The sequence below is a fragment of the Streptomyces laurentii genome (genome assembly GCF_040635425.1).
GTDB classification, from domain to species: domain Bacteria; phylum Actinomycetota; class Actinomycetes; order Streptomycetales; family Streptomycetaceae; genus Streptomyces; species Streptomyces laurentii.
Window position 1 is genome coordinate 184,846 of the sequence record NZ_JBEYHT010000001.1, and the last position, 11,854, is coordinate 196,699.

The 11,854-nt window shown below is 72.7% G+C and carries 10 protein-coding genes; 2 read left to right on the plus strand and 8 right to left on the minus strand.

Going from position 1 to position 11,854, the window contains the following annotated elements; translation table 11 throughout:
• Positions 1–32: 32 nt before the first annotated feature.
• The 6 genes from ABZ693_RS00880 to ABZ693_RS00905 form a co-directional block, all read right to left on the minus strand.
• Positions 33–3,815 carry a multifunctional oxoglutarate decarboxylase/oxoglutarate dehydrogenase thiamine pyrophosphate-binding subunit/dihydrolipoyllysine-residue succinyltransferase subunit gene (locus ABZ693_RS00880; protein ID WP_359871855.1) on the minus strand — a complete coding sequence of 1,261 codons (3,783 nt, stop codon included), beginning with the start codon at positions 3,813–3,815 and terminating at the stop codon, positions 33–35.
• 269 nt (positions 3,816–4,084) lie between these two features.
• Positions 4,085–5,137: a HAMP domain-containing sensor histidine kinase gene (locus ABZ693_RS00885; RefSeq protein WP_359872126.1), complete on the minus strand. Its 1,053-nt coding sequence runs from the start codon at positions 5,135–5,137 to the stop codon at positions 4,085–4,087.
• A 293-nt stretch (positions 5,138–5,430) separates the two neighbouring features.
• Positions 5,431–6,168, minus strand: coding sequence for a response regulator transcription factor (locus tag ABZ693_RS00890; RefSeq protein WP_359871857.1), 738 nt, complete (start codon positions 6,166–6,168; stop codon positions 5,431–5,433).
• A gap of 60 nt (positions 6,169–6,228) precedes the next feature.
• Positions 6,229–6,924 carry a spermidine synthase family protein gene (locus ABZ693_RS00895; RefSeq protein ID WP_359871859.1) on the minus strand — a complete coding sequence of 232 codons (696 nt, stop codon included), beginning with the start codon at positions 6,922–6,924 and terminating at the stop codon, positions 6,229–6,231.
• Positions 6,925–7,088: 164 nt separating this feature from the next.
• Complete coding sequence (locus ABZ693_RS00900; protein ID WP_359871861.1) at positions 7,089–7,643, minus strand: hypothetical protein; 555 nt, start codon at positions 7,641–7,643, stop codon at positions 7,089–7,091.
• Positions 7,644–7,794: 151 nt separating this feature from the next.
• Positions 7,795–8,751 (minus strand): LysR family transcriptional regulator, encoded by a 957-nt coding sequence (locus ABZ693_RS00905; RefSeq protein WP_435842316.1) that lies wholly within the window; start codon positions 8,749–8,751, stop codon positions 7,795–7,797.
• Positions 8,752–8,873: 122 nt separating this feature from the next.
• Here ABZ693_RS00905 and ABZ693_RS00910 point away from each other — a divergent pair, with 122 nt between their 5' ends.
• Positions 8,874–9,806 carry a zinc-binding dehydrogenase gene (locus ABZ693_RS00910; RefSeq protein WP_359871865.1) on the plus strand — a complete coding sequence of 311 codons (933 nt, stop codon included), beginning with the start codon at positions 8,874–8,876 and terminating at the stop codon, positions 9,804–9,806.
• 38 nt (positions 9,807–9,844) lie between these two features.
• Positions 9,845–10,933 carry an alpha/beta hydrolase family protein gene (locus ABZ693_RS00915; protein ID WP_359871867.1) on the plus strand — a complete coding sequence of 363 codons (1,089 nt, stop codon included), beginning with the start codon at positions 9,845–9,847 and terminating at the stop codon, positions 10,931–10,933.
• A gap of 35 nt (positions 10,934–10,968) precedes the next feature.
• On the opposite strand, the gene ABZ693_RS00920 is transcribed toward ABZ693_RS00915, so the two are convergent.
• Positions 10,969–11,370, minus strand: a complete 402-nt coding sequence (locus ABZ693_RS00920) for a hypothetical protein (protein WP_359871869.1) — start codon at positions 11,368–11,370, stop codon at positions 10,969–10,971.
• Positions 11,367–11,837, minus strand: a complete 471-nt coding sequence (locus ABZ693_RS00925) for a DUF4259 domain-containing protein (RefSeq protein WP_359871871.1) — start codon at positions 11,835–11,837, stop codon at positions 11,367–11,369. Before ABZ693_RS00925 ends, ABZ693_RS00920 begins: the two co-directional genes overlap by 4 nt.
• Positions 11,838–11,854: the final 17 nt, after the last annotated feature.

Below are 11,854 nucleotides of genomic sequence, written 5' to 3' on the forward strand. Positions count from 1 at the left end.
GTACCGCCGTGTGCGGCTTCGTACGCCTTCGATCAGGCGTCGAAGACCTCCGCGACCAGCTGCGCCTGCTCCGCCTGGTGGCGCTTGGCCGAGCCGACCGCCGGGGAGGAGGAGTGCGGGCGGGAGATCCGGCGCAGGCGCTCGCCCGCCGGGATGTCCGCGCCGACCGCCAGGTCCAGGTGGTCGATCAGGTTGAGCGCGATGAACGGCCAGGCACCCTGGTTCGCCGGCTCCTCCTGGGCCCACAGGTACTTCTCGGCGTTCGGGTACTTGGAGATCTCGGCCTGCAGCTCGGCACCCGGCAGCGGGTACAGGCGCTCCAGACGGATGATCGCCGTGTCCGTGGCACCGCGCTTCTGCCGCTCGGCCTCCAGGTCGTAGTAGACCTTGCCCGCGCAGAAGACGACCTTGCGGACGTCGGCCGGGTTGACCGAGCTGTCGCCGATCACCGGGCGGAAGCCGCCGGTGGTGAACTCCTCCACCTTCGACGCCGCGGCCTTCAGACGCAGCATCGACTTCGGGGTGAAGACGATGAGCGGCTTGTGGTGCGGGTTGTGGACCTGCCAGCGCAGCAGGTGGAAGTAGTTCGACGGCAGCGTCGGCATGGCGACCGTCATGTTGTCCTGGGCGCACATCTGCAGGAAGCGCTCGGGACGGGCGGACGAGTGGTCCGGGCCCTGGCCCTCGTAGCCGTGCGGCAGGAGCAGGGTGACGCCGGAGGTCTGGCCCCACTTCTGCTCGGCCGAGGAGATGAACTCGTCGACGACGGTCTGCGCGCCGTTGACGAAGTCACCGAACTGGGCCTCCCACATGACCAGGGAGTCCGGGCGGGCCAGCGAGTAGCCGTACTCGAAGCCCATCGCCGCGTACTCGCTGAGCAGCGAGTCGTAGACGTTGTAGTGGGCCTGGTCGTCGGACAGGTAGAGCAGCGGGGTGTAGTCCTCGCCGGTCTCCTGGTCGACGAGGACCGCGTGACGGTGTCCGAAGGTGCCGCGGCGGGAGTCCTGGCCCGACAGGCGGACCGGGGTGCCCTCCATCAGCAGGGAGCCGAGGGCGAGGGTCTCGCCGAAGCCCCAGTCGATGGTGCCGTCGTCGACCGACGTCGCGCGACGCTGCATCTGCGGCATCAGACGCGGGTGGACCGTGATCCGCTCCGGGATGTTGACCTGGGACTCGGCGATCCGCTTCACGACCTCCTGGGAGATCGCGGTCTCGACGGCCACCGGGAACTCCGGCTTGGCGTCCGGCACGTGCGCCGCGGCCGGGGCCGAGGTGGCCTCGCGGACCTCCGCGAAGACCTTCTCCAGCTGGCCCTGGAAGTCCTGGAGCGCCTGCTCGGCCTCTTCCAGGGTGATGTCGCCACGACCGATGAGCGACTCGGTGTAGAGCTTGCGCACCGAACGCTTCTTGTCGATCAGGGTGTACATCTGGGGGTTGGTGAACTGCGGGTTGTCGCCCTCGTTGTGACCGCGGCGGCGGTAGCAGATGAGGTCGATCACGACGTCCTTGTTGAACGTCTGGCGGAACTCGAAGGCGAGCCGCGCGACGCGGACGCAGGCCTCCGGGTCGTCGCCGTTCACGTGGAAGATCGGCGCCTCGATCATGCGGGCCACGTCGGTGGCGTACATGGAGGAACGCGAGGCCTCGGGGGCCGCGGTGAAGCCGACCTGGTTGTTGATGACGACGTGGACCGTGCCGCCGGTGCGGTAGCCGCGCAGCTGCGACATGTTCAGCGTCTCGGCCACGACACCCTGGCCCGCGAAGGCCGCGTCGCCGTGCAGGGCGACCGGGAGGACGGTGAAGTCCGTGCCGCCCTTGTTGATGACGTCCTGCTTGGCGCGGACGACACCCTCCAGGACCGGGTCGACCGCCTCCAGGTGGGAGGGGTTGGCGACCAGGGAGACCTTGATCTGCTCGCCGTCGAGACCGGTGAAGGTGCCCTCGGCGCCCAGGTGGTACTTGACGTCGCCGGAGCCGTGCATCGACTTCGGGTCGAGGTTGCCCTCGAACTCGCGGAAGATCTGCGCGTACGACTTGCCGACGATGTTCGCGAGGACGTTCAGGCGGCCGCGGTGGGCCATGCCGATGACGACCTCGTCCAGGCGGGACTCCGCCGCGGAGTCGATGACCGCGTCGAGCAGCGGGATGACGGACTCGCCGCCCTCCAGCGAGAACCGCTTCTGGCCGACGTACTTCGTCTGCAGGAAGGTCTCGAACGCCTCGGCCGAGTTCAGCCGGCGCAGGATGCGCAGCTGCTCCTCGCGCTCCACGCGGGCGTGCGGGCGCTCCACGCGGTCCTGGATCCACTTGCGCTGCTTCGGGTCCTGGATGTGCATGAACTCGATGCCGGTGGTGCGGCAGTACGAGTCGCGGAGCACGCCGAGGATGTCGCGGAGCTTCATCATCGTCTTGCCGGCGAAGCCGCCGACCGCGAACTCGCGCTCCAGGTCCCACAGGGTGAGGCCGTGCTCGGTGATGTCCAGGTCGGGGTGCTTGCGCTGCTTGTACTCCAGCGGGTCGGTGTCGGCCATGACGTGGCCGCGCACCCGGTAGGAGTGGATCAGCTCGAAGACCCGGGCGGCCTTGGTGACGTCGTCGTCGTGCGACGTGTCGATGTCCCTGAACCAGCGGACCGGCTCGTAGGGGATCCGCAGCGACTTGAAGACGTCGTCGTAGAAGCCCTCCTCGCCGAGGAGCAGGTTCGCGACGATGCGCAGGAACTCGCCGGAGGCCGCACCCTGGATGACCCGGTGGTCGTAGGTCGAGGTCAGGGTCATGACCTTGGAGATGCCCAGCTTGTTCAGGGTGTCCTGGGAGGTGCCCTGGAACTCGGCCGGGTAGTCCATCGAGCCGACGCCCATGATGACCGACTGTCCGGGCATCAGACGCGGCACGGAGTGGACGGTGCCGAGGCCGCCGGGGTTGGTCAGGGAGACCGTGACGCCGGTGAAGTCCTCCATCGTCAGCTTGCCCACGCGGGCGCGCTTGACGATGTCCTCGTACGCCTGCCAGAACTCGAAGAAGCTGAGCGTCTCGGCCTTCTTGATGCCGGCGACGACGAGCTGGCGGTCGCCGTTCGGCTTGACCAGGTCGATGGCCAGACCGAAGTTGACGTGCTCCGGCTTCACCAGGGTCGGCTTGCCGTCCTTCACCGCGAAGGAGTGGTTCATCGTCGGCATGGCCTTGATGGCCTGCACCATCGCGTAGCCGATGAGGTGGGTGAAGGAGATCTTCCCGCCCCGGGCGCGCTTCAGGTGGTTGTTGATGACGATGCGGTTGTCGAACAGCAGCTTCACCGGGACGGCGCGGACGGACGTGGCCGTCGGCATCTCCAGCGAGGCGTTCATGTTCTTCGCGACGGCGGCGGCCGGGCCGCGCAGCGTGACCAGCTCGGGGCCGGCGACGGCCTCCGCGGCCGGAGCGGCGGCGGCCTTCGCGGGCGCGGCGGCGGGCTTGGCGGCCGGAGTCGCCGGAGCTGCCGGGGCGGCCTTGACGGGCGCCGGAGCGGCGGCCGCGGGCTGGGCGGCCGGAGCCGGGACGGCGGCCGGTGCGGGCACGGCGGCCGGAGCGGCAGGTGCGGCCTGTGCGGGGCCCGCCTGCGGCGCGGCCGGCGCGGCGGGAGTCTCCGCGGCACCGGGCTTGTAGTCGGCGAAGAAGTCCCACCAGGCGCGATCGACCGAATTCGGGTCCTGGAGGTACTGCTGGTAGATCTCGTCGACGAGCCATTCATTGGCGCCGAAGGCGGCTACAGGGGACTTGCCCTGTGCGCCTTGGTCGGCCGGGGAACTCGGGGTACTGGGGGACTGAGACGACACGGCGGCAACCGCCCTCTTCCGCTTCACAAGGTGATGGACAGCGGAAATAAAGGCTACGCCTCCCTGCCCGGGAGGTGCAGGCCGGGCGCTCCAACGTCACGTAAGTCACACTTGACGAGGTGTTTCGGAGCCGGGAATGGCGGGAAACAACCGTGGTTCCGCTTCGTTCCGCTGCGTTCTGGGTACGTGAAACCGCGGCTGCGGCCCCGTTCGGCCGCGCGCCCCGACCACGTACACGCAGAACGTGTTCTTCCGGTTCGAACCCTACGTCAATCGCACGGTGGAAGGCTGCCCGGAAGAGTGAGCCTGATCCGGCAGCCCCGTGAGGATTCGGCCACGCCGATGCGTCCGCCGTGCAGATCCACCGCCCAGCGGGCGATCGCCAGGCCGAGCCCGGTGCCGCCGTCGCTGCCCGGCCCGTACCGGGCCGGGACCGCGCCCCGGTTGAACCGCTCGAAGACCTTGTGCCGCTCCGCCTCCGGGATGCCCGGGCCCTCGTCCTGGACCTCCAGCTCCAGCGAGTCCGGATACGGCCCGCGGCGCGCCCGTACGGTGACGCGGCCGTGCGGCGGGGAGTGCTTGACCGCGTTGTCGATGAGATTCGCCATCACCTGGTGCAGCCGCTCCGCGTCCGCGTGCCCGGTCAGCTCCGGCGGGGAGACGTCCAGGTGGAGATGGACGTCGGTACGGCGGTGCAGGCCCGAGGTCGAGGACAGGCCGCGCTGGGACGCGGCCAGGTTCGCCTCGCGCAGAATTCCGGAGAGGTACGGCCACACCTCGAAGCGGCGCGCACGCAGTGTGACGACGCCGTTGTCCAGGCGGGAGAGGTCGAGCAGGGTCTCCACCAGCCGGCCGAGCCGCTCGGTCTGCTTCAGCGCGGTCCGCATCGTCTCCGGATCGGCCTCGGAGACCCCGTCCACCACGTTCTCCAGGACGGCCCGGAGCGCGGCGATGGGGGTGCGCAGCTCGTGCGAGACGTTGGCGACCAGCTCCTTGCGGTGGCGGTCCACCGCCTCCAGGTCGTCCGCCATCCGGTTGATGGTCGACGCCAGGTCGCCCAGCTCGTCCCGGCGGTCCGCGCCGCGCACCCGGCGGCTGAAGTCGCCGCGCGAGATCGAGCCGGCGACGTGGTTCATCTCGTCCAGCGGGGCGGTCAGGGACTGGGCCACGAACTGGGTGATCAGCAGAGTGGCGATCATCGCGAAGATCGTGATGTAGCGGAACTCGGTCGAGGTCCGGATCGCCACCAGGGCGAGTCCCGAGGTCAGCAGCACCGCGCCGACGACCAGGGAGCCCAGCTTGGTCTTGATGGAGATCGCGATACGGCGGCGGTGCGGGGGGCCGTGCCGGAACGGGTGGTCGTGGGTGCGGGGGCGCGCGCGGTACTTCCGGGCGGTCCGGTACGTGAGATCCCGCCCGTACGCGCGGCTCTTGCGGGCCCCGGCCCGGAGCTTGCGCCGGAGTGCGCGGGCCTCCGGGAGGGCACGGGCCTCCCGGAGCGCGCGAGCCTCCCGGAACACGTGCTCCCGGAACACCCGGGCCTCCCGGAGCAGGTGGTTCTCCCGGCACGGACGCTGTTCCGGGCGCCGGGTTCCGGGCGCCCACCCCCGCAGGTTCACGGTGCCGGGGTCTCCAGCGCGTAGCCCACGCCGTGCACGGTACGGATCCGCTCCGCCCCGATCTTCCGGCGCAGCGCCTTGATGTGGCTGTCCACGGTCCGGGTGCCGGAGGCGTCCGCCCAGTCCCACACCTCGGCGAGCAGCTGCTCGCGCGAGAGCACCGCGCGCGGGGTGTTCGCGAGGCAGACCAGCAGGTCGAACTCGGTCGGCGTCAGGTGCACGTCGTCGGCCCGGACCCGGACCCGGCGCTGCGCGTGGTCGATCTCCAGCTCGCCGAGCCGCAGGATCCCGCTGCGCGGCGTCGCCGCCGCGAGCGCGGCCCGCTCCACCCGGCGCAGCAGCACGTGCACCCGGGCGGCCAGCTCACGCATCGAGAACGGCTTGGTCATGTAGTCGTCGGCACCCACGCCGAGGCCGACCAGCATGTCCGTCTCGTCGTCCCGCGCGGTGAGCATGAGCACCGGCACGGGCCGCCGGGCCTGCACCCGGCGGCACACCTCCAGGCCGTCGAAGCCCGGCAGCATCACGTCGAGCACCATCAGGTCCGGCTGCCACGCCTCGGCGGCGTCCACGGCCGCCGGGCCGTCGGTCGCGGTCTGCACGAGGAACCCCTCGGCCCGCAGCCGGGTCGCGATCGCGTCCACGATCGTCGGGTCGTCCTCGACGACGAGCACGCGCCGCTGCGCCCCCGGGGTGGCCGCCGCACCGTGGTTCGTGGTGTGTGTCTGCTCCATTGCCCCGCCTCGCGTCGCCGATGTCGGTGCAGCAGCCTAGAGGCAGCGGCGGCGCCAAGGCTACGCAGGTGATCGGGAGGGCCGGACCGCGAGGTGGACCACGTCGGGGACGCCCCGGGCAACCGGCACCTCTTCCGTCCTTACCCCGGTGAAACCGGCATTCCGCAAGGACTCTTCGAAATCGGCCGACGGCCGGGCCGACCATACGGCCAGGATCCCGCCCGGGGTGAGGCGGGCGGCGCAGGTCGCCAAACCCTCGGCGGAGTAAAGGGATTCGTTGTCCTCGGTGACCGTCCAGTCGGGCCCGTTGTCGATGTCCAGACACAGCGCGTCGTACCGGTCGGGGGTGGTGCGCAGATGTTCGACGAGGTCCGTGTGCAGGATCACGGTGCGCGGATCGGCGAGCGCGGTGCCGGAGACGGCGGCGAGCGGACCCTCGCGGTGCCAGTCGATGATCGCGGTCTCGCGCTCCGCGACCACGATCCGGCCCCAGCGGGGGTCGGCCGCCGCGTGGACGAGCGAGAAACCGACGCCGAGGCCGCCGACGAGGACCGACGGCGCGATCCGGCCGGCCGGCAGCGCGTCGCGCGCCGCGTCGATCAGCAGCCGCTCGGAACGGCCGTCGGAGGTGTCCATCAGGAAGGTGCCGTTGGCGATGATCTCGTAGTGCTCGACCCCCTCCTCCCCGGCGCGTCTGCGCAGGACGACCTCGCCGTACGGGCCTTCACGGCGGTCGAGGGTGACGGGGCTCGTCATGATCACTCCGTGGCGCTCGGTGGTACGGGTTCGCCCGGCCATCCTGCGCGGGAGCGGGTGGCGGGGACAACCGCTTAAGGCGGGTGCGGGGGTGGAGCGGGGCGGGGTGGGCTCGGGGCGGGTTCGGGCGTACGGGGTACGGGGTGGGGCGGCGGGGCCCGGTGTCAGGGGCGGGCCGGCGGGGCGTCCTCCGGGAGCGCGTCGAGGACCCGCTGGAGCGCGGGCGGGCGCGGGGTGCCGTCCTGGGTGACGACGACCCGCTGCCCGTACGTGACCTGGTACGTGAACCCGTCGGCCACCGTCGGGGCGGTCGACGGCCGCTCGGGGACCCGGGCGTACGCGGGGTCCTCCAGGGCGGCGCGCAGCGCGGCGGTCCCGGCCGGATCCATGCGGCCGGAGGTGGGCTCCTTGGTGCCGCGGGTCCGGGTGTACGAGCCGTCGTAGCGGACCACCAGTCGGTGGGAGATCCCGGCGAAGCCGCCGCTGACGACCACCTCGACCAGCCGGTCCCGGGGCGCGGGCTCGGCGCCGGAGGCGGGCGCGGCGGACGAGGCCGGGGGTGGCGGCGGGGCCGCCGGGGCCTGGCCGCAGCCGGTCACGGCGAGGGCGGCGGCCAGGACGGTGGCGAGCCCGAAGCCGCGCCGGGCGCTGTGGCCGAATCCGTACCCGTACCCGTACCCGGATCTGTGGGTGTAGTGCTGCGTGCGCTCCGTCTTCATGGGGCGAGCTTGCCCGGCCGGACGGGGTCCGCGCCGTGGAACGCGGTCATTCGGCGGCAGGGGGTCCGGCGGCGGGGATTCCGGCGGCGCTGCCCGGATACCTGATCGCTCAGAGCGAACATGCGCCCGTACGGGTGATGCTTCCGGTGTCTCAGGGCCCCGAAGGCGGTTCGGGCAGCCAGTCGCGCGCCGGGTCGTATTCCAGCCAGCGCGCACGCCCCGCTCGCGCGGCGCACGCGGCGGTGAGACGGGCGAGCCCCGGATGGCCGTGGCCGGTGCGCCAGACCAGCGACCACGCGTACAGCGGCGTGGGATCGACCAGCGGGACGCAGCGCAGCCCGGGGACGTCGGGCAACGGCACGTCGGCGGGCAGCAGCGAGAAACGGCGCGGATCGTGCGTCACCTCCGCGAGGAAATGGGCGAGCCCCAGGTTGACGCCCGTGGCGATGTCGCGGACGCCGAAGCGCTCGGCGAACCGGTGGAGGAAATCGAGCCGGTCCAGCGCGCCCGGCGCCCACAGCAGGCCACCGCTCAGCTGGTCGGGGCGCAGCGCCGGTTCCGCGGCGAGCGGATGGTCCGCGCTCAGCACCGCGTCCACGGGTTCGAGGCGGACGAGACGGTGGGAGAGGGCGGGGTGCAGGGGAGGGTGGACCCGGCCGAAGGCCGCGTCGGCGTCGCCGCGCAGCAGGGCCGCCGTTACGGACGGCAGATCGCGTCCGTGGCCCAGCGCCAGCTCCCCGGCCCCACCGGTGATGTCGTCGGCGACACCGCCCGCGACCTCGGCCAGGGTGCGCATCGGCGCGTAGAGGTGTCCCCAGACGTCGACGCGCAGCGGACGGCCGCCCCGCCGGCCGTCCGGTGTCACCGCCGCGACCGCGGCGTCGGCGGCGGCCAGCGCCTGCCGGGCCGCCGGCAGGAACCGCCGCCCGGCCTCCGTCAGCCCGACCCCGCCGCGGTGCAGCAGCGTGGTGCCCAGCAGGGACTCCAGGCGCGCGACCCGCTTGGACAGGGCCTGCTGGGAGAGCCCGAGCGTCCCGGCGGCCCGCCCGAAGTGCAGTTCCTCGGCGACCCGTACGAAGGCCCGTACCTGCGCCATGTCGAGATCCAGATCCAGATCCATGGGCGGAACCCTAGTTTTCCAGGCGTCACCCAGGGGCGACAACCGATGGTTGTCGGCGTCCTCCGTCCGTTGTTGGATCGGCGGGCGGGCCGGGCGGTTGCATCCTCGCCATGCACAGACTGATCCCCACGGGGGAGGCGGCGCGGCCGGTCGTCTTCGCTCACGTTCCCCAGCCCGTGCCCGGGCCCGACGAGGCGCTGGTGAAGGTCGAGGCGTTCGCGCCGAACCGGGGCGAGACGTTTCTCCTCGACCGCCCCGAGTCCCGCGTGTCCGGATATCTGCTGGGCAAGGACATCGCGGGCCTCGTCGTCCAGCCGGCGGCCGACGGTTCCGGACCCGGCATCGGCACCCGCGTGGTCGGCCACCCGGCCCAGGGCGGCTGGGCGGAGTACGCGGCCGTCCCCACCGACGCGCTCGCCGTCCTGCCCGACACCGTCGACACCGTACGGGCGGCGGCCCTGCCGCTGGCCGGGATCACCGCCCTGCGCCTCCTGCGCACGGCCGGTTCCGTGGCCGGGCGGCGCGTGCTGCTGACCGGCGCCTCGGGCGGGGTCGGCCACTACGTCACCGAACTGGCGGTCGCGGCCGGAGCCGAGGTCACCGCGGTGACCGCCACCCCGGAGCGCGGGGCGCGGCTCGCGGAGCTGGGTGCCGAGGTGGTGCACGACGTGGCGGACGCGCGGGGGCCGTTCGACGTCGTCCTGGAGTCCACGGGCGGGCCGGCGCTGCCGGTCGCCCTCGCGAAGACGCGCCCCGGCGGCACGCTCGTCTGGTTCGGGCAGGCCGGCCGCACGCCGGTGACCCTCGACTTCTTCGACCTGCTGGGCGGCCCCGAACGCGTGACGATCCGGCACTTCCACTACGCCGGAGGCCCGTACGGCCCCGATCTCGCCACCCTCGTCCGCCTCGTCGCGCAGGGACGGCTGCACCCGGAGATCGGCCGGACCGCCGACTGGGCGGAGACCGCCGCCGTCCTGGTCGACCTGCGCGAGCGCCGTATCCGCGGCAAGGCGGTCCTGCTGACGGGAGGCGGCGTGCGATGAGCGACCAGGTGAGTGGACTCATGGAGGGAAGGAACCCGATGGACAAGCCGACCGGCGGGAACGATCCCAGGGGTGTGGCCGAGGCCCGCGCGTACGCCGAGGACCAGTGGACCCGTGCCCTCGGTATCGGGGTCGACCCCCACGAGTACCGGCGCGTCACCGGCGCGCTCGGCTCCCGCGCCGACTGGTGCCCGGCCCTCCGGCGCACCGGGCACGCCTACCTGGAGCGCGCCGGCACGCCCGTATCGGCCGTTACGGCCGGGGAGCATCTGCTGACGGCGGCCCGCTGGTTCCACCTCGCCACGCTCGTGCCGTACGAGGTGGCGGGGGTGGCGGCTCCGACGGGCCCGGAGGCACGGGCGGAGATGGCGCGGGCCGCCGCCGAGGCGGACGACGCCCTGGGCCGGGCCCTCGCCGTGCGGGAACCCGGCGCGCGGCGGATCCGCGGCGAGGGATTCACCGGCTGGCTGCGCGTCCCGCGCGACGCGGCGACGGCCGCCGGCACCGTGATCGTGATCCCCGGCCTGGACTCGGCGAAGGAGGAGTTCCTGGACGTGACGGACGCGCTGCTGGCCAGGGGCCTGGCGGTGTACGCGATGGACGGTTCCGGGCAGGGCGCGCTGGCCGCCACCTCGCCCCTCCGCCCGGACTACGAGCAGGTCGTGGGCCGGGTCGTCGACGCCCTCGACGTCCCCCGGGTCGGGCTTGTCGGCCTCAGCCTGGGCGGCTACTTCGCGGCCCGGACCGCGGCCCTGGAACCGCGTGTGGCGGCGGCCGCCACGGTCAGCGGCCCGTTCCGCCTCGACTGGGCGGAACTGCCCGCACCGGTAGCCGACATCCTGACCCGGCGCACCGGCGGCCCCGACGCCGCCCGCGCCTTCGCCCGCCGAGTGGACCTCACGGACCTGGCCCCGCGCGTCACGGCACCGCTCCTGGTGGTGGACGGCGACCAGGACGTCATCCCCGGCGTGACCAACGGCGAGCCGCTGGCCCGCCTCGCCCCCCACGCCACCCACCTCCGCGTCCCGCACGGCGACCACCTCCTCGGCAACGCCCGCCCCGACTGGCTGCCTCGTCTCGCCGACCATCTCGCCGGGGCTCTGACCTCGACGGGGACGGCCATGTGAGCCGTCGCGACACGGCCGGTGCCGTCGGTCGGGCGTCAGTCAGAGGTGCCGAGCACGCGGTCGCGGTACTCCTGGAAGGCGTGCCAGCCGTCGGGGCCGTCGGGTTCGAGCAGACCGGAGGAGAGGTCCAGAGCCCGGCAGCCCAAGGCGTCCGCGATCCGGAAGACGACAGCGAGTACGTCGTCGCCGGAGCCCCGGATGTGGAGCATGACCGAGTGCACGGCGTCGGCATCGCCGATGTTGAGCTCCATGGACCAGCTCGGGCCGACGAGTTCGCCCCACGCGGGGTCCGACAGATCGACCCCGGGCACGGCCGCCCGCACGGCGGCGCCGACGTCCTGGGGCGTGCCGAGCGGGGGCGGGGTGTAGTCGGCGGGTATGTCCTCCGACGACGTGATGCCGGCGGGCAGGCGGAAGAGGAGAACGTCCCAGCTCATGACGGCCTTCCGGGCGCGTCGACGGGGGCGGCGGGCAGCAGGTTCGGAGCGAGCTGTTCGCCGGGAGGCGTGGGGGCGAGTACGGTGCGCAGCCGGTCGATGCCCGACTGCCAGAGGTTGCCCTCGCCGGATTCTTCCCAGAGTTCGAGGAGTTCGGACGGCTCGGTCACGACGCGGTCGAGGGTCTGGAGGGCGAGGGCGCGCAGACCGGTGAGGTCGGGGAGGGGCTCGTCCGGTCCGTAGTGCGGGTGGGCGCGCTCGCCGCCAGGGAATTGCGTGGCGACCAGGGCGGCCGCGGCGACGGCTTCGGCGGCGACGTCCGCGTCGAGCTCGTCGGTCGTGCCGACCGCCCCCGCGAGCGTGTCGTGGACCAGGCCCTGGCGCGCCTCCAAGGAGGCGTCGTCGAGGGTGCCGCACCAGTCCGCGGCGGTGTCGTTGTCGAAGGGGCCGATGTCCCAGGTGCCCATGTCCGCTCCTCCTTGAG

Coding starts and splice junctions, on each gene's coding strand:
- ABZ693_RS00890 (WP_359871857.1), bottom strand. CDS start 6,168: ATGGAGCAGACACACACCACGAACCACGGTGCGGCGGCCACCCCGGGG.
- ABZ693_RS00895 (WP_359871859.1), bottom strand. CDS start 6,924: ATGACGAGCCCCGTCACCCTCGACCGCCGTGAAGGCCCGTACGGCGAG.
- ABZ693_RS00900 (WP_359871861.1), bottom strand. CDS start 7,643: ATGAAGACGGAGCGCACGCAGCACTACACCCACAGATCCGGGTACGGG.
- ABZ693_RS00910 (WP_359871865.1), top strand. CDS start 8,874: ATGCACAGACTGATCCCCACGGGGGAGGCGGCGCGGCCGGTCGTCTTC.
- ABZ693_RS00915 (WP_359871867.1), top strand. CDS start 9,845: ATGGACAAGCCGACCGGCGGGAACGATCCCAGGGGTGTGGCCGAGGCC.
- ABZ693_RS00920 (WP_359871869.1), bottom strand. CDS start 11,370: ATGAGCTGGGACGTTCTCCTCTTCCGCCTGCCCGCCGGCATCACGTCG.
- ABZ693_RS00925 (WP_359871871.1), bottom strand. CDS start 11,837: ATGGGCACCTGGGACATCGGCCCCTTCGACAACGACACCGCCGCGGAC.